The 16,459-nt window shown below is 60.4% G+C and carries 14 protein-coding genes, 3 tRNA genes and 1 riboswitch; of the genes, 3 read left to right on the forward strand and 14 right to left on the reverse strand.

What is annotated here, in order from left to right; translation table 11 throughout:
• Positions 1-5 precede the first annotated feature (5 nt).
• Both B9N88_RS30430 and B9N88_RS30435 read left to right on the forward strand, forming a co-directional pair.
• Positions 6-185 (forward strand): PA3371 family protein, encoded by a 180-nt coding sequence (locus tag B9N88_RS30430; RefSeq protein ID WP_027607777.1) that lies wholly within the window; start codon positions 6-8, stop codon positions 183-185.
• A 398-nt stretch (positions 186-583) separates the two neighbouring features.
• A complete protein-coding gene (locus tag B9N88_RS30435; protein ID WP_003175643.1) occupies positions 584-910 on the forward strand; it encodes an Arc family DNA-binding protein in 327 nt (108 codons plus the stop codon).
• A 106-nt stretch (positions 911-1,016) separates the two neighbouring features.
• Here the strand turns inward: B9N88_RS30435 and mgtE are convergent, their stop codons facing one another.
• From mgtE to ltaE, 8 genes are all read right to left on the reverse strand, one after another.
• On the reverse strand, positions 1,017-2,459 hold the full coding sequence (gene mgtE, locus B9N88_RS30440; RefSeq protein WP_027607776.1) for a magnesium transporter: 1,443 nt from the start codon (positions 2,457-2,459) through the stop codon (positions 1,017-1,019).
• Between the two features lie 340 nt (positions 2,460-2,799).
• Positions 2,800-2,876 (reverse strand) — tRNA-Arg (locus B9N88_RS30445).
• Between the two features lie 72 nt (positions 2,877-2,948).
• A tRNA-Arg gene (locus B9N88_RS30450) sits at positions 2,949-3,025 on the reverse strand.
• Between the two features lie 108 nt (positions 3,026-3,133).
• Positions 3,134-3,224, reverse strand: a tRNA-Ser gene (locus B9N88_RS30455).
• Positions 3,225-3,301: 77 nt separating this feature from the next.
• Positions 3,302-3,535 (reverse strand): carbon storage regulator CsrA, encoded by a 234-nt coding sequence (csrA, locus tag B9N88_RS30460; RefSeq protein WP_051429402.1) that lies wholly within the window; start codon positions 3,533-3,535, stop codon positions 3,302-3,304.
• A 175-nt stretch (positions 3,536-3,710) separates the two neighbouring features.
• The gene (locus tag B9N88_RS30465) at positions 3,711-4,952 is read right to left on the reverse strand and encodes an aspartate kinase (RefSeq protein ID WP_027607775.1); all 1,242 of its coding nucleotides are present in this window, start codon (positions 4,950-4,952) and stop codon (positions 3,711-3,713) included.
• A gap of 94 nt (positions 4,953-5,046) precedes the next feature.
• Positions 5,047-7,665: an alanine--tRNA ligase gene (alaS, locus tag B9N88_RS30470; RefSeq protein WP_027607774.1), complete on the reverse strand. Its 2,619-nt coding sequence runs from the start codon at positions 7,663-7,665 to the stop codon at positions 5,047-5,049.
• Between the two features lie 145 nt (positions 7,666-7,810).
• A complete protein-coding gene (gene ltaE / locus B9N88_RS30475) occupies positions 7,811-8,815 on the reverse strand; it encodes a low-specificity L-threonine aldolase (protein ID WP_027607773.1) in 1,005 nt (334 codons plus the stop codon).
• 191 nt (positions 8,816-9,006) lie between these two features.
• Positions 9,007-9,176, forward strand: a riboswitch (FMN riboswitch).
• A 113-nt stretch (positions 9,177-9,289) separates the two neighbouring features.
• On the opposite strand from ltaE, the gene B9N88_RS30480 reads away from it, so the two are divergent.
• Positions 9,290-9,799, forward strand: a complete 510-nt coding sequence (locus B9N88_RS30480; RefSeq protein ID WP_027607772.1) for a 6,7-dimethyl-8-ribityllumazine synthase — start codon at positions 9,290-9,292, stop codon at positions 9,797-9,799.
• A gap of 132 nt (positions 9,800-9,931) precedes the next feature.
• Here the strand turns inward: B9N88_RS30480 and astE are convergent, their stop codons facing one another.
• The 6 genes from astE to aruF all read right to left on the reverse strand — a co-directional run bounded on the left by astE (position 9,932) and on the right by aruF (position 16,340).
• Complete coding sequence (gene astE, locus B9N88_RS30485; RefSeq protein ID WP_027607771.1) at positions 9,932-10,936, reverse strand: succinylglutamate desuccinylase; 1,005 nt, start codon at positions 10,934-10,936, stop codon at positions 9,932-9,934.
• Positions 10,937-10,947: 11 nt separating this feature from the next.
• Positions 10,948-11,238, reverse strand: a complete 291-nt coding sequence (locus B9N88_RS30490) for a hypothetical protein (protein ID WP_027607770.1) — start codon at positions 11,236-11,238, stop codon at positions 10,948-10,950.
• Positions 11,239-11,276: 38 nt separating this feature from the next.
• Positions 11,277-12,623, reverse strand: a complete 1,347-nt coding sequence (astB, locus tag B9N88_RS30495; RefSeq protein ID WP_027607769.1) for an N-succinylarginine dihydrolase — start codon at positions 12,621-12,623, stop codon at positions 11,277-11,279.
• Between the two features lie 156 nt (positions 12,624-12,779).
• A complete protein-coding gene (gene astD, locus B9N88_RS30500; protein ID WP_177327735.1) occupies positions 12,780-14,249 on the reverse strand; it encodes a succinylglutamate-semialdehyde dehydrogenase in 1,470 nt (489 codons plus the stop codon).
• Positions 14,246-15,271: an arginine N-succinyltransferase gene (astA, locus tag B9N88_RS30505; RefSeq protein ID WP_027607767.1), complete on the reverse strand. Its 1,026-nt coding sequence runs from the start codon at positions 15,269-15,271 to the stop codon at positions 14,246-14,248. Before astA ends, astD begins: the two co-directional genes overlap by 4 nt.
• A gap of 49 nt (positions 15,272-15,320) precedes the next feature.
• Complete coding sequence (gene aruF, locus B9N88_RS30510) at positions 15,321-16,340, reverse strand: arginine/ornithine succinyltransferase subunit alpha (RefSeq protein WP_027607766.1); 1,020 nt, start codon at positions 16,338-16,340, stop codon at positions 15,321-15,323.
• Between the last annotated feature and the right edge of the window lie 119 nt (positions 16,341-16,459).

Genomic DNA, 16,459 nt, shown 5'->3' on the forward strand with positions numbered 1-16,459 from the left:
TGATCATGAGCAAATTTGCCTGGCTGTTCCTGAGCCTGACCATCGCCACTGGCCTTATGGGCCTGAGTGCAAGCTCCCAGGATGGGCAAACCAGCGCATTCGTCGCCGCCGGCGTTTTCGCAGGCCTGCTTCTGTTGACGCTCGTCGTGGGTCGCCGAATCAAATTTGACCCGGTTTTACGCTGACCCCTCCCTTCCCTGCGCTGCCCTCCCCCTACCTTATGTCGCCTCGTCCTAGTAAATCGGCAAATTGCCACTAGTCTTAAAACTAAGGGCAAAAGGCCACTTTGCTATAGGATGTGCGACCTCAAACCCTGTGGTGGCCTGGACTTACGGGAAGTTCCCTCGTGGAATCACTCATGGAAAAGTTTTCCAACCAGTCCGCAAAAATGCAAATGAGTGCTGGCATAAAGCCTCTAGGCAGTTCAATATTTGTCACAGAATTGACGCCAAGGAACTGGCAAATCTGAGGCATGATGCGGCCTCTTTGCAATTCGGGTTGAACTTTGGTCGTGAGTCTTGTCTTAACACTCATCTTGCGGCCAATTCCAATAACCGCTCCCCTGAACTAACCGGTTAAATATATGCGCCCATTGAAACAGGCAATTTATTCCAGCCGTACGGCTGACAAGTTCGTCGTACGTCTGCCAGACGGAATGCGGGAACGCATTGCCGAGGTGGCTCGCAATCATCACCGCAGCATGAACTCCGAAATCATCGCGCGCCTGGAGCAGAGCCTTATTCAGGAAGGTGCGCTGGGTGACGAACTGAGCATGCGCCTGGACAGCCCCGAGCTGTCGCTGCACGAACGCGAACTGCTGCAGCGTTTTCGTCAGCTCTCCCACCGCCAGCAAAATGCCCTCGTCTCGCTTATCGCGCACGACGTAGAGGCGGCCGCAGAAGCCAATTGATCCGCCACTGAAAGCCGAAGCCAGCCCTGTGCTGGCTTTTTTTTGCCTGGGATTCACAGGGCTCGGCATTCTTATCACGTAGCAGAGGGCGCCCGCCCGAGACAGATCAGAGCAGGAAGATCGTCGCCAAACCGAGGAAGATGAAGAAGCCACCACTGTCGGTCATGGCCGTGATCATCACGCTGGCGCCCATGGCCGGGTCGCGCCCAAGGCGTGCCAAGGTCATGGGGATCAGCACCCCCATCAGGGCCGCCAGCAGCAGGTTGAGGGTCATGGCAGCGGTCATCACCACCCCCAGGGACCAACTGCCGTACAGCAAGTAGGCCACCACGCCAATCACCCCACCCCACACCAGGCCATTGATCAGGCCCACGGCCAACTCCTTGCGCAGCAGGCGCGAAGAGTTGGCGGTACTGACCTGGTCCAGCGCCATGGCGCGTACGATCATGGTGATGGTCTGGTTGCCCGAGTTACCACCAATGCCTGCCACAATCGGCATCAACGCTGCCAAGGCCACCAGCTTCTCGATGGAACCTTCGAACAGCCCGATCACACGGGAGGCGATAAACGCGGTAATCAGGTTAACGGCCAGCCAGGCCCAGCGGTTATGCAGGGAACGCCAGACTGACGCAAAAATATCTTCCTCTTCACGCAAACCCGCCATGTTGAGGACTTCGGTTTCACTCTCTTCACGAATCAGGTCGACGATTTCGTCGATGGTCAGACGGCCGATCAGCTTGCCGTTCTTGTCGACCACCGGGGCAGAGATCAAGTCGTAACGCTCAAAGGCCTGCGCTGCGTCGTAGGCATCCTCATCGGGGTGAAAGCTCACGGTATCGCTGGCCATCAGGTCAGCAACCTTTTTCTCCGGATCGTTGACCAACAGGCGCTTGATCGGCAGCACGCCCTTGAGAATGCCTTCATAGTCGACCACGAACAGTTTGTCGGTATGACTCGGCAGCTCTTTCAGCCGGCGCAGGTAACGCAAGACCACTTCCAGGCTGACATCTTCGCGGATGGTGACCATCTCGAAGTCCATCAGTGCGCCGACCTGATCCTCGTCATAGGACAACGCGGAGCGCACGCGCTCACGCTGCTGGCCGTCAAGGGCCTCCATCAACTCATGGACAACATCACGCGGCAACTCTGGAGCCAGGTCGGCCAGTTCGTCAGCGTCCATCTCCCTGGCGGCCGCCAGGAGCTCGTGATCGTCCATGTCGGCGATCAGGGTTTCACGGACCGAGTCGGATACTTCGAGCAGGATATCGCCGTCGCGGTTGGCCTTGACCAACTGCCAGAGGGTCAGTCGATCATCCAGGGGCAAGGCTTCGAGAATGTAGGCAACGTCGGCGGAGTGCAGGTCATCGAGCTTGCGTTGCAACTCGACGAGGTTCTGGCGGTGGACCAGGTTTTCGACGAGGTCGTTATTCGGACCATCCTGGCGGTGCGTGAAATCTTCGACCACGCGCTGGCGCTGCAGCAGCTCGATGACTTGAGCCAGGCGATCCTGCAGGCTTTCCTGTGTTTTCTTTACTTCTACTTCGGTCATAGGCGAACTCCACTCCCAGCAGCGGGGCACGCCGGAAGGATCAATCAGTCAATTCATGATTGGTAAAACGGGGTACTGAGTAACTACTGGGTAAGTCCATGGAGGTATTCCATAAGCCCCGGCGGGGCTGACGGGCGCAATGATACACCGTGCGTCCGGTTTTAACGTCAAAAAACTGGAAAGAACAAGCGCTTGCGAGCCAAAGTTGAGTATTGGCCACACCTATTCAACTGCGACGCCATCACCGGAATGGAAAACACATAAGGAAGGAGAAAAAGATAAGGATCCACACAAACCCCAGACGGCAAAAAGCCCGCACTAGGCGGGCTTTTTGTTTGTATGGTGCACTCGACAGGATTCGAACCTGTGACCGCTCGGTTCGTAGCCGAGTACTCTATCCAGCTGAGCTACGAGTGCATATTGTGTTTTTAGACCAGATCACAACTGGTTGAAGCCGAGCTACCTGCATTGCTGCAACTAACTCTTAAATGGTGCACTCGACAGGATTCGAACCTGTGACCGCTCGGTTCGTAGCCGAGTACTCTATCCAGCTGAGCTACGAGTGCATTTGTTGCCGCGCATTATAGGCCGTTCAATCTCTATGTAAAGCTATTTTTTCGTTTAATTTCAACAACTTAACGAAAAAACCAGATTGCAACGTACTAAGCAAATAATGGCGGAGAACGGGGGATTCGAACCCCCGACACCCTTTTGAGGTGTACTCCCTTAGCAGGGGAGCGCCTTCGGCCACTCGGCCAGCTCTCCGCAACACGGGGCGTATATTAACCACGTTCATCCCCGTTTGCAAACATAAAAAACGATAAAAATTAAAGGCTTGGTTCTCAGTCCTTTTCCTCGTCCTTCTGTTCGTCGTTTTGCGCGTCCTGATCTTTACCCTTCTCTCTGTCCTTCTCTTTACTGATCCGCAAGAAGATTTCCTCGCGATGGACCGCCACCTCTTTCGGAGCGTTAACCCCGATACGCACTTGATTGCCTTTGACGCCGAGCACGGTCACGGTGATTTCGCCATCACCGATAATCAGGCTTTCTGCGCACCGACGAGTCAGAATCAGCATACCTTTCTCCTCACGCATTTCATTTCAGGAACAACAGTCTGCAAAAAAAAGGCGTTCGACCTACGACTCGAGAGCCATAGCCCTAACGGCCTAAGTATTGTCGAGCGCACGCAAAAGACCATGCGCCCTACAAAAAAATGAAAGGCGCGGTAAACCGCGCCTTCCTGGCATTGCATCACTCGCCCTGTCGGGCCGGAGCATCCAGCTCAAAAGCGGTATGCAGCGCGCGTACAGCCAGTTCCAGGTACTTCTCTTCAATCACCACCGAGACTTTGATTTCCGAGGTAGAGATCATCTGGATATTGATGCTTTCCTTGGCCAAAGCCCCGAACATGCGGCTGGCAACGCCGGCATGGGAACGCATGCCCACACCTACGATCGACACCTTGGCAATCTTGGTATCGCCGACCACTTCACGGGCGCCAATTTCGCTCGCGGTGTTCTCCAGGATTTTCAACGCCGCATCGTACTCGTTGCGGTGCACGGTGAAGGTGAAATCGGTGGTGTTATCGTGCGAGACGTTCTGCACGATCATGTCGACTTCAACATTCGCATCGCTGATAGGGCCCAGAATCTTGAAGGCCACGCCCGGGGTGTCTGGCACGCCACGGATCGTCAGCTTGGCTTCATCGCGGTTGAAAGCGATGCCGGAAATGATCGGCTGTTCCATGGATTCCTCTTCATCAATAGTAATGAGGGTGCCCGGACCCTCCTTGAAGCTGTGCAATACGCGCAGCGGAACGTTGTACTTGCCGGCGAACTCCACCGCGCGGATCTGCAACACCTTGGAACCGAGGCTGGCCATTTCCAGCATCTCTTCAAAGGTGATCTTGTCCAGGCGCTGGGCCACGGACACCACACGCGGGTCAGTGGTGTAGACGCCATCCACATCGGTGTAGATCTGGCACTCGTCAGCCTTGAGGGCCGCAGCCAGGGCCACACCGGTGGTGTCAGAACCGCCACGCCCGAGGGTGGTGATGTTGCCGTGCTCGTCCACACCCTGGAAGCCCGCTACAACTACCACGCGGCCTGCTTTCAGATCAGTGCGAATTTTCTGGTCGTCAATCTGCAGGATCCGCGCCTTGGTGTGCGCGCTGTCGGTGAGGATGCGCACCTGGCTGCCAGTGTAGGACACGGCAGGCACGCCACGCTTGTTCAGGGCCATGGCCAGCAAGGCGATGGTCACCTGCTCGCCGGTGGACACGATCACATCCAGCTCACGCGGCAGCGGCTGTTGCTCGCCACTGATGGCCTTGGCCAGTTCGATCAGGCGATTGGTCTCGCCGCTCATGGCCGACAGCACCACGACCAGGTCATCACCGGCATCGCGGAATTTCTTAACCTTGTCGGCCACCTGCTCGATTCTTTCGACAGAGCCGACCGAGGTGCCTCCAAATTTCTGTACGATCAAAGCCATTTCCAAGCCGCCTCAGCCCGTAAAGGGGCGCCTAATATCCAATCAACCAGCACAGAACAGCCCGTGACTAGACCACGGGCAGGTTAACAGTGCCTTAAATACCTGCCTCGACAAATGGCACGGTCAGGGCCAGGGCCGCGTCCAGGGCACTGGCGTCTACACCACCGCCTTGCGCCATGTCCGGACGACCGCCGCCCTTCCCGCCCACTGCCGCGGCGGCTTGCTTCATCAAATCACCGGCCTTGAGTTGGCCAGTCAGGTCCTTGGTTACACCGGCAACCAGCACGACCTTCTCCTCATGGACACTGCCGAGCAGGATCACTGCGCGGCCGAGCTTGTTCTTCAACTGATCGACCAGGGCCAACAGCGCCTTGCCGTCCTGGCCGTCCAGGCGTGCAGCCAGGACTTTCACGTCCTTGACGTCAACGGCCGAAGCCGACAGGTCGTCGCCCGCAGCGCTGGCCGCCTTGGCTTGCAACTGCTCCAGCTGTTTCTCCAGCGCACGGTTGCGCTCCAGAACGGCGGACAACTTGTCGATCAGGTTGTCGCGGCTGCCCTTGACCAGGCTGGCCGCTTCCTTGAGTTGTTCTTCAGCCGCATTCAGGTAGGCCAGGGCCGCAGCGCCGGTCACCGCCTCAATACGACGCACACCCGACGCCACGCCGCCTTCGCTGATGATCTTCAGCAGGGCGATGTCGCCGGTACGGTTGGCGTGGATACCGCCACACAATTCCACCGAGAAGTCGCCGCCCATGCTCAGCACGCGCACGCTGTCGCCGTATTTCTCGCCGAACAGCGCCATGGCGCCCTTGGCCTTGGCCGTCTCGATGTCGGTTTCTTCGGTTTCTACCGGGGAGTTCTTGCGAATCTCAGCGTTGACGATGTCTTCCAGAGCCTTGATCTGCTCAGGCTTGATCGCTTCGAAGTGACTGAAGTCGAAACGCAGGCGCTGGCTGTCGACCAACGACCCCTTCTGCTGGACGTGCTCGCCCAGCACCTGGCGCAGCGCGGCGTGCAGCAAGTGCGTGGCCGAGTGGTTCAGCGCGGTGGCATGGCGTACGTCGGCATCGACCTGGGTGTCCACTGGCGCACCGACAGTCAGGTTGCCCAGCACCAGCACGCCGTGATGCAGGAACGCACCGCCGGTCTTGGTGGTGTCGCGCACCTCGAAACGACCGGAGGTCGAACTCAGGAAACCACAGTCACCGACCTGGCCACCGGACTCGGCGTAGAACGGCGTCTGGTCCAGGACCACAACCGCTTCTTCGCCTTCGCTCAACACGTCGACCGACTTGCCGTCTTTATAAATGGCAACGATCCTGGCCGCGCCGACGGTCGCCTTGTAACCGGTGAACTCGGTAGGCACGTCAACCTTGACCAGGGTGTTGTAGTCCAGGCCAAAGGAACTGGCAGAACGGGCGCGCACGCGCTGGGCTTCCATCTCACGCTCAAACCCGGCTTCGTCGACGGTCAGCTCGCGCTCACGGGCGATGTCGGCGGTCAGGTCCATCGGGAAGCCATAGGTGTCGTACAGCTTGAACACCACGTCGCCTGGCACCACGGTGCCTTTGAGCTCGGCCAAATCCTGTTCCAGAATCTTCAGGCCGTGCTCCAGGGTCTTGGAGAACTGCTCCTCCTCCGCCTTGAGCACGCGCTCGATGTTGCTTTGCTGTTGCTTGAGTTCCGGGAAGGCATCGCCCATCTCGGCAACCAGCGCGGCGACGATCTTGTAGAAGAAGCTGCCGGTGGCCCCCAGCTTGTTACCGTGGCGGCAGGCGCGACGGATGATGCGACGCAGCACGTAGCCACGGCCTTCGTTGGACGGCAGTACACCGTCGGCGATCAGGAAACCGCAGGAACGGATGTGGTCCGACACCACCTTGAGGGACGACTGGCTTTCATTGGCACAACCAATGGCCGCGGCCGACGCGCTCAGCAGGTTGGTGAACAGGTCGATCTCGTAGTTGGAGTGAACGTGCTGCATCACCGCACTGATCCGCTCCAGGCCCATGCCGGTGTCTACCGAAGGCGCTGGCAGCGGATGCAACACGCCATCGGCGGTGCGGTTGAACTGCATGAACACGTTGTTCCAGATCTCGATGTAACGGTCGCCGTCTTCTTCCGGCGAGCCCGGTGGGCCACCCCAGATGTCGGCGCCGTGATCGTAGAAAATCTCGGTGCATGGGCCGCATGGGCCGGTATCGCCCATGGTCCAGAAGTTGTCGGAGGCGTAAGGCGCGCCCTTGTTGTCGCCGATGCGAATCATGCGCTCGACGGGCACCCCGATTTCCTTGGTCCAGATGTCATACGCTTCGTCGTCCGTCGCGTAGACAGTCACCCAGAGTTTTTCCTTGGGCAGCTTCAACACGCCGGTCAGGAAGGTCCAGGCGAAGGTAATCGCGTCTTTCTTGAAATAGTCACCAAAGCTGAAGTTACCCAGCATTTCGAAGAACGTGTGGTGGCGGGCGGTGTAGCCGACGTTTTCCAGGTCACTGTTCTTGCCGCCGGCACGCACGCACTTCTGGCTGCTGGTGGCGCGGGTGTAGGCGCGTTTTTCCTGGCCCAGGAAGCAGTCCTTGAACTGGTTCATCCCCGCGTTAGTGAACAGCAGGGTGGGGTCATTGCCTGGGATCAAGGAGCTGGAGGAGACACGGGTGTGACCTTGCTCTTCGAAGAAGCGAAGGAAGGCTTCACGGATTTCTGCGCTTTTCATAGGTTCTTCCACGGAGGCTGCGGCCAAAGGCCAGTGCGCAACATCATCAGACGGAGCGACGGCAAAAGGCCGCATTATATCGGCCCTTTGCCGGTGGTACAGCGTGTTTATGCGATAGAGAGGTTCAATTAGACGGTCTGCACACTCATTTGCGCGAAAATTCGACGAATGCCTCGAGCACTTGCTCGATCTGCGCCCGGCTCACATCCAGGTGCGTCACCATGCGCAGGCGCGGCGCAGCACTCAACTTGATCCCACGCTCGGCGGCAAACGTCTTCAAGGCCTGGGCCTGGTCGCCGATCTGCACGTAGACCATGTTGGTCTGCACCGGCTCCACCGCGTAACCGGCGTTGCGCAGCTCATCGCCCAGCCATTGCGCATTGGCGTGGTCGTCGGCCAGGCGCTGCACCTGGTGATCCAGGGCGTACAGCCCCGCCGCCGCCAGGGAACCGGCCTGGCGCATGCCACCGCCGACCATCTTGCGCAAACGGCGTGCCTTGGCGATCAACGCCGTGGAGCCGCACAGCACCGAGCCGATCGGCGCACCGAGGCCCTTGGACAGGCACACCGACACCGAGTCGAAATGCTGGGCGATCTCCCGTGCATCGACCCCAAGCTTGACCGCCGCGTTGTAGAGTCGCGCGCCATCCAGGTGCAGGGCCAGGCCATGTTCGCGTGTCAACGCCCGCGCCTTCGCCAGGTAGTCCAGCGGCAGCACCTTGCCCTGCATGGTGTTTTCCAGGGCCAGCAGGCGGGTGCGGGCGAAGTGGAAGTCATCGGGCTTGATGGCCTCGAGCACCTGATCCAGGTCGAGGGAGCCATCCGCCTGCACGTCCAGCGGCTGCGGCTGGATCGAACCCAGCACGGCCGCACCGCCGCCCTCGTATTTGTAGGTGTGGGCCTGCTGGCCGACGATGTACTCCTCGCCACGCTCACAGTGGGCCATCAGCGCCAGCAGGTTGCTCATGGTGCCGGTGGGCACGAACAGCGCGGCTGCAAAGCCCAGGCGTTTGGCCAGCTCGGCTTCCAGATGGTTGACGCTGGGGTCTTCGCCGTAGACGTCATCGCCGCTGGCGGCATTGGCCATGGCGTCGAGCATGCCGGCGGTGGGTTGGGTCACGGTGTCGCTGCGCAGGTCGATCACAGACATGAAACAAGCCTCGAAGGGGTTCATTAAGCTTCTTATGAGGATGATTACTGCGGGCAAAGCCGCGGAATATCAAGCCCCACGCGTTCTCAATCGAATACCAACCAAACAAACCGATATAGCTTATCGATACGACGCTCGTGCAGTTTATGAAAAACCATGTTAAAAACTCTCCGCCACCAGGGTTCTGGTGGCAACGTTCTCAGGGCGGGGTGCAATTCCCCACCGGCGGTAATTGCGCGCAATGTGCATAGCCCGCGAGCGCTTGGCGCCTCGAACTGCTCACGCAGGACGGCGACAAGGTCAGCAGACCCGGTGTGATCCCGGGGCCGACGGTCATAGTCCGGATGAAGAGAGAACGGGATTGGCACCTAAGGGCCGCACGCTGAGCGCATGCCTGCATGACTCGGCGGTTCGTACCCTTAAATCCCATTCGATTCATAACGCCCTGTTTTTTTCTTAAACAGGAGTCAGAACATGCAACCCACCGCAATCGACAGCAAAAGCAAAAACCATCACGGCGAGCGCGTCGCGTTTATCCAGGCCTGCTGGCACAAGGATATTGTCGACCAATCGCGCAAAGGCTTCCTCGCCGAAATGATCGCCCAGGGCTATCAGGAATCGGACATCGATTTCTTCGAAGTCGGCGGCGCCTTTGAAATGCCCCTGCACGCCAAGCTGCTGGCCAAGACCGGCCGTTACGCCGGTATCGTGGCCGCCGCGCTGGTGGTGGACGGCGGGATCTACCGTCACGAATTCGTCGCCCAATCGGTGGTCAGCGGCCTGATGCAGGTTCAGCTGGAAACCGAAGTGCCAGTGTTCTCGGTGTCCCTGACGCCGCATCACTTCCACGCCGGCAGCGAACATACCGCGTTCTTCCATGAGCACTTCGTGCACAAGGGCCAGGAAGCTGCACGTACATGCGCCGACACCCTGCACAAGGTGCGGGCGATCCGTCGCAGCGAGCCACGCGCGCTAGCGGTCTAAGCAACACTGCAAAACAAAATGTGGGAGGGGGCTTGCCCCCGATGGCGGTGTCTCAGCTCCAGATGAGCTGACTGACACACTGCTATCGGGGGCAAGCCCCCTCCCACATTTGGACCAGGTTAAGGCTCAGATCTACGCCAGCCCGGCCTCTGTGGTCGGCACAATCAATATCCCCGCCCGCAAGCCATTCTTTACCTTCGGGTTGGGGAAGATGATGCGCGCACCCTCCTCCTCGATCACCCAACGGGTCTTGGCCACGTCTTCGGCCAGCAGATAACCCTTTTCCAATTCCGAAAAGTTTTCCACGTCCGCCGGCAAGTGCAGCAGGAATGCATCGCTGTGCTTGATGACTTCCCGCGACACGGCGAACAGTTTCAACCCGTCCAGACTGTCAGTCTCAGGCTCGGTGCCTTCGATGATCTGCTTGAGGCGCAGCTCCAGGCGGGAGACATTCACGCCCTGGTTGTGCCCGAACGGTCGCGCCTTGCCCAGTTCCAGGGTGAAGGCCTCGGCCTCCAGCTGCTCGTAGGTAAACGCGGTGAAGGTGATCGAGCTCTTGTTCTGCAGCAGCACCGCTTCCATGCCAGCGGCGTTCAGGCGCGCCAGTTCGTGGCGTGAATGCTGGCGCCCCTCCTTCCAGGGGTACAGCGCAAACTGCTCGATCTTCGAGCCGCGGATGGCGGTGTGCAGGTCGTAATGCAGGCGCGAACGGCCAGGCTGGCTGAAGAAGCTGCGGGCCAGCTGTTCAAGTTCGGCGGCGCGCATGGCTTCGGGGCCGATGTTTTTTTCATGCCGGCCGTTGAACAGCCGGTTGACGTCCAGTTCAAGGTAACGCTCGCCGCGGCGCATGGCCTCGGGGTTGCCGAACAGGAACAGAATACGGGTGCGGGGCTTGATCTCCCCACGGGCGATGCCATGCAACAGGCGGTCGAGCAATTCGATCGGCGCGGTTTCGTTGCCATGGATGCCGGATGACAGCAACAGGTCGCTGCCATTGTCCGTTGCCTGCGGCGGGCGCACTTCGAGTGCACCCTCGCTGAGCCAGCGCATCTGCACGCCGTCGACAGTCAGTTGAATTTTTTGCGCCGGTTCGCGACCGGCGAGGGTCAGTTCAAGCAGTTTGCCAAGGGCGAGCATACGCAGCTTCCTTAGTGGTTGCAGCCTGGGCCGTGGACGTGATCGTCATCATCACCTTCAACGTCGGCCGGTTCCATTTCCAGTTGCAGGCTCATCAGGTTGGTGGCCAGTGGGCGCATCAACAGGTTGGCGTATTCGGCGTCACCTTCTTCCACGTCCACGCCGATCAGCAGTTGGCCACGGCCGTCGTGCTGGATCCAGATTTCCTTGCCCTGCCAGACCACGGCGACGCGGGTGCAGGAGGTTTCCAGCTGGGTGCCGTCGGTGTCTTCAAGGATCAGTTGCAGGGTGTCGGTGCTCATAAATAATTCTCAGCCATAGGGTGTAAAAAGAGGTGGCGTTAATTGATCTGGAAAGGATAAACCGAGCCCAGTTTAAGGATTTGCGTCAGTTCATCCAGTGCCGTCCGGCACTCAAGCAGCAATTGCGGGTCAGCCAGGTCGGTTTCGCGCAGGCTGTCGCGGTAGTGCTTGTCGACCCATTGGGTCAGTGTGTCGTACAACGGCGCGGTCATGATAACCCCTGGGTTCACCGCTGCCAGCTCGGTTTCGTTGAGGGCCACGCGCAGGCGCAGGCACGCCGGGCCGCCGCCATTCTGCATGCTTTGCTTGAGGTCGAAGACTTTGACTTCGCGGATCAGCCCCGCGGACGCCGTCAGGCCTTGCAGGTACTGCCAGACGCGCTCGTTGGCGCGGCATTCTTCCGGCACGATCAGCAGCATCGAACCGTCGGCGCGGGTCAGCAACTGGCTGTTGAACAGGTAGGAACGCACCGCGTCCTCGACGCTGACCTGGGCACGCGGCACACACACCGCCTGGAAGTTGCCGCCCAGCTTGCCCAACTTGCCCTGCAACTCGGCCAGCATCTGTTCGGTATTGAGGAACGCGTCCTCGTGATAGAACAGCACCTCGCCGTTGCCCACCGCGATCACGTCGTTGTGGAATACGCCGGCATCGATCACCGCCGGGTTCTGCTGGGCGTAGACCACGCCTTCATCCTTCAGGCCATGCAGGCGGGCGACGGCCTGGGAGGCTTCGAGGGTCTGGCGCGCCGGGTACTTCTGCGGGGCCGGGTAACGGGGGTCGAACGCGCTGCGCCCGAACACGAAAAACTCCACCCCCGCGTCGCCGTACTCACGGCAGAAACGCGTGTGGTTGGCCGCACCTTCGTCGCCGAACTGCGCCACCGCCGGTAACGCGGCGTGGTGGGCAAAGTGTTTCTGGTCGGCAAACATCGCCCCCAGCACGCGGCTGGTGGTGGGGTGTTCGATGCTGCGGTGGTATTTGCAATTGAGGTTGGCGGCGGTGAAATGCACGCGGCCATCTGCCGTGTCCGCGCTCGGGCTGACGGTGGCGGCGTTGGCCACCCACATGCTCGATGCCGAGCAGCTGGCGACCAACAACGGCATGGCCTCCTTGGCCGCCTGCTGGATGACCTGGGCGTCGGTGCCGCTGAAACCGAGGTTGCGCAACGCCGCTACATCCGGACGCTCCTGGGGTGCGAGCACGCCTTGCACAAAGCCCATGTCCATCAGCGCTTTCATTTTCTGCAGGCCCTGCAACGCCGCTTCCCTGGGGTTGGAGTGCTGCTGGCTGTTGCTCTGGGAGGCGACGTTGCCGAAGGACAAACCGCCGTAGTTATGGGTCGGCCCCACTAGACCGTCAAAATTGACTTCATAGGATTTCATCGGCGAGGCTCCACGAACATCTGTTTTTATAGGCTTCAAATTACTTGAATACACCACTGAACCCCTGTGGGAGGGGGCTTGCCCCCGATAGCAATCTGTCTGTTGATAAATCAGGTGACTGATTCACCGCTATCGGGAGCAAGCCCCCTCCCACATTTAGATCAGCGTAATGCCGGGGGTTAGCGTGGCCGGTACCACCAGGCTTGGCGTTTCAAGCGACGCCACCGGGTACGCGCAATAATCCGCCGCGTAATACGCACTGGCGCGATGGTTGCCCGAGGCCCCTACCCCGCCGAACGGCGCGGTGCTGGCGGCGCCGGTCAGCTGTTTGTTCCAGTTGACAATGCCGGCACGGCTTTCCAGCCAGAATTGCTGGTAACGCGCTTCGGAATCGGACAACAGGCCAGCGGCCAGGCCGTACCGGGTGTTGTTGGCTTCGGCGATCGCCGCCGCGAAATCGGCGTAGCGGATCACCTGCAACAGCGGCCCGAACAGTTCTTCGTCTTCGCGCTCGGTCACGCCGGTCACGTCGATGATGCCTGGGGTCAGCAAGGCAGCTTGATCCTGGGGCTGGGTCATCTCCAACAGCGCCACGGCGCCATTGGCCAACATCAATTCCTGGGCCTCCATCAAGGCTTTCGCCGCTGCCAGGGATATCACCGAGCCCATGAACGGCGGCGGTTGCTGGTCGAACGCGCCGACTTCAATCGTCGCGCTCACCGCCACCAGCCGCGCCAGCAGCGCATCGCCCCAGGCGCCTTCCGGCACCAGCAGGCGACGGGCACAGGTGCAACGCTGGCCGGCGGAGATAAACGCCGACTGGATGATGGTGTAGACCGCCGCCTCCACGTCGGCTACTTCATCTACCACCAGCGGGTTGTTGCCGCCCATTTCCAGGGCCAGGATCTTGTCCGGGCGCCCGGAGAACTGCTGGTGCAGATGATTGCCGGTACGGCTGGAACCGGTGAAGAACAACCCATCGATACCGGGGTTGGCGGCCAACGCAATGCCGGTCTCGCGCGCGCCTTGCAGCAGGTTCAACACGCCCGCCGGCAAACCGGCGTCGATCCAGCACTGCACGGTCAGCTCGGCGACTTTCGGGGTCAGCTCGCTGGGCTTGAACAGCACGGTATTACCCGCCAGCAACGCCGGGACGATATGCCCGTTGGGCAGGTGACCGGGGAAGTTGTAAGGACCAAACACCGCCACCACGCCGTGGGGCTTGTGGCGCAATACGGCGGTGGCGTCGCCCAGGGGGCCGCTCTTCTCGCCGGTACGCTCACGGTAGCTTTGCACCGAGATCGCGATCTTGTTGGCCATGCTGGTGACTTCGGTGGCAGACTCCCACAGCGGCTTGCCGGTCTCCTCGCCGATGCAGCGCGCTATTTCATCGGCGCGACTTTTCAGGCTCGCGGCGAAGGCTTCCAGCACGCTGATGCGCTCTTCCAGCGGGCGCCGGGCCCAGGTCGGGAACGCCTGGCGCGCGGCCTGCACGGCCGACTCGACCTGCTCGACCGTGGCACCATTACCGGCCCACAGCACCTGCTGGGTCACCGGATTGCGTGATTCAAACAGTTCACCCTGGCCAGCCAGCCAGCTACCTGCGATATACAACGAATTCATTATTTCGACTCCCGGGCAGCAGACAACGGTACGGCACGCACTTGATCACCCACCACCAGTTGCAGGCGCTTGGCGGTTTGCGGATCGACCACCAGCGTGCCGGCCGCCAGGCGTGCCGGTGCGGCGGTGATGCGGCAATCTTCGCGTTTGCGGTTATGGATCAGGAACGGCGTGGCGTCGTCCCCCGGTGTGCCGATGGCCAACACCAATGATTGGCTGTCGCGCACCGCACGGATCTTGGCGGTCTCGCACTCCACCGCCGGGCCGGCGTCGAAAATATCGACGTAGCCCTGGTAGCTGAAGCCTTCGCTCTTGAGCATGCTCAGCGCCGGCTCGGTGTCCGGATGGACCTTGCCGATCACGTTGCGCGCGTCTTCGGAAAGGAAGCAGCTGTACAACGGAAACTTGGGCATCAGCTCAGCAATAAACGCCTTGTTGCCCACGCCGGTGAGGTAATCGGCCTGGCTGAATTCCATCTTGAAGAAGTGCCGGCCCAGGCTTTCCCAGAACGGTGAACGCCCGGCGTCGTTGGACACGCCGCGCATCTCGGCGATGATCTTGTTGCCGAACAGCTGTGGGAACTCGGCGATAAACAGCAGGCGCGCCTTGGCCAGCATGCGGCCGTTGAGGCCGTTGCGGTAATCGGCATGCAGGAACAACGAGCACAGCTCGGAATTGCCGGTGAGGTCGTTGGCCAGGAACAGCGTCGGAATCTCACGGTAGATATTCAGTTCCTGGGAGGCGCTGACCGTCAGGCCGACCCGGAAGTTGTACCACGGCTCGCGCAGGCCGACGGCACCGGCGATGGCGGAAATCCCCACCACGCGGCCTTCGTCGTTTTCCAGCACGAACAGGTAGTCGGCATCACCGCGCCCGGCGTCGCCGCGAAAGGTTTTTTCCGCCCAGCCTACCCGGTGGGTCAGGCGCTCTTCGTTGGCCGGCAAGGTGGTGAGGCCGGTGCCGGTGCTGCGCGCCAGATCAATCAGGGCCGGTAAATCGCTGCTGCGTACGGGACGAACGATCATGCTATCTCCTCAGACGGGCCGCTGCTGCCAGCCACCCGCGACACTCTGTTTATACCGCTACCAGGCGCACACTCGCGCCTTCACCAACGCCCAGGGCTTCGGCGGCTGCCAGGTCCAGGGTCACCGGTTTGCCCGGCGCGTAGTCCAGCTCCAGCATGACCGCGCGGTAATCCTGCAACTGCGCGTTGCTCACCAGGTACTGGCGGCCGACACCCTTGGCCATCTCGCCGATCTTCACCGGCACCACGCGGCTCTGGGCAATCGAGCGAATGCCCGAGACCCGTGCGTGCAGCGTCGGGCCGCCGTCGAAGATGTCGATGTAGTGGTCAGTCTCGAAGCCTTCGCGCATCAGGATGTCGAAGGTGATCTGGGCACGCGGGTGCACCTGGCCCATGGCTTCCTGGGCTTCGTCCGGCAGCAGCGGCACGTAGATCGGGTAATGCGGCATCAGCTCGGCGAGGAACGTACGGCTTTTCAGCCCGCACAGGCGCTCGGCGGCGGCGTAGTTGAGGTCGAAGAAGTTGCGGCCGATGGCATCCCAGAACGGCGAATCACCGTTCTCGTCGCTGTAGCCGACAATCTCGGTCACCACCGAGTCGGCAAAGCGCTCGGGGTGGCTGGCGACGAACAACAGGCGGCCGCGGGAATTGAGTTCCGACCACGGCGAACCGACCAGCTCCGGCACCACGTAGAAACTGGTGAGCAGGCTGTTGCCGGTGAGGTCGTGGCACTGGGAAAGCACGTGGATCTTGTTGTGGATCTTCAGCTCGCGGGAGGCGTGCACGAAGGTCTCGTTACGAAAACTGTAGAACGGCTCCGAGTAACCGGCCGAGGCGACGATGGCCGAGCAGCCGGCGAGCTTGCCGGTCTCGGTGTCTTCGAGCACGAAGAAATAGCTTTCTTCACCGTTGAAACTCACCTCGGCCGCGAAGGACGCTTCGCTGGCGGCGATCTTGTCGCTCAGGCGTTCCACATCATCCGGCAAGGAGGTGACACCAATCGGGCTATCCGCAGCCAGACGCTGTACCTCGCCCAGATCAGCCATTTGCGCGGGGCGCATCACCAGCATGGTGTCACTCCTTAACTCGAAAACTCATAAGAAAAAATACCGGACAGGTCAGGAACAACACAGGTCCTAATGTGGGAGGGGGCTTGCCCCCGATAGCGGTGTATCAGTCACCGGATGTA

It is taken from the genome of Pseudomonas sp. LAMO17WK12:I1 (genome assembly GCF_900177315.1).
In the GTDB taxonomy this organism is placed as follows: domain Bacteria; phylum Pseudomonadota; class Gammaproteobacteria; order Pseudomonadales; family Pseudomonadaceae; genus Aquipseudomonas; species Aquipseudomonas marginalis.

Bases quoted from the DNA above. Each gene is read 5' to 3' on its own strand.
- B9N88_RS30430 (WP_027607777.1), top strand. From the start codon at position 6: ATGAGCAAATTTGCCTGGCTGTTCCTGAGCCTGACCATCGCCACTGGC.
- B9N88_RS30435 (WP_003175643.1), top strand. From the start codon at position 584: ATGCGCCCATTGAAACAGGCAATTTATTCCAGCCGTACGGCTGACAAG.
- astA (WP_027607767.1), bottom strand. From the start codon at position 15,271: ATGATCGTTCGTCCCGTACGCAGCAGCGATTTACCGGCCCTGATTGAT.
- csrA (WP_051429402.1), bottom strand. From the start codon at position 3,535: ATGCTGATTCTGACTCGTCGGTGCGCAGAAAGCCTGATTATCGGTGAT.
- ltaE (WP_027607773.1), bottom strand. From the start codon at position 8,815: ATGTCTGTGATCGACCTGCGCAGCGACACCGTGACCCAACCCACCGCC.
- aruF (WP_027607766.1), bottom strand. From the start codon at position 16,340: ATGCTGGTGATGCGCCCCGCGCAAATGGCTGATCTGGGCGAGGTACAG.
- astB (WP_027607769.1), bottom strand. From the start codon at position 12,623: ATGAAATCCTATGAAGTCAATTTTGACGGTCTAGTGGGGCCGACCCAT.
- astE (WP_027607771.1), bottom strand. From the start codon at position 10,936: ATGCTCGCCCTTGGCAAACTGCTTGAACTGACCCTCGCCGGTCGCGAA.
- mgtE (WP_027607776.1), bottom strand. From the start codon at position 2,459: ATGACCGAAGTAGAAGTAAAGAAAACACAGGAAAGCCTGCAGGATCGC.
- B9N88_RS30490 (WP_027607770.1), bottom strand. From the start codon at position 11,238: ATGAGCACCGACACCCTGCAACTGATCCTTGAAGACACCGACGGCACC.
- B9N88_RS30465 (WP_027607775.1), bottom strand. From the start codon at position 4,952: ATGGCTTTGATCGTACAGAAATTTGGAGGCACCTCGGTCGGCTCTGTC.
- B9N88_RS30480 (WP_027607772.1), top strand. From the start codon at position 9,290: ATGCAACCCACCGCAATCGACAGCAAAAGCAAAAACCATCACGGCGAG.
- alaS (WP_027607774.1), bottom strand. From the start codon at position 7,665: ATGAAAAGCGCAGAAATCCGTGAAGCCTTCCTTCGCTTCTTCGAAGAG.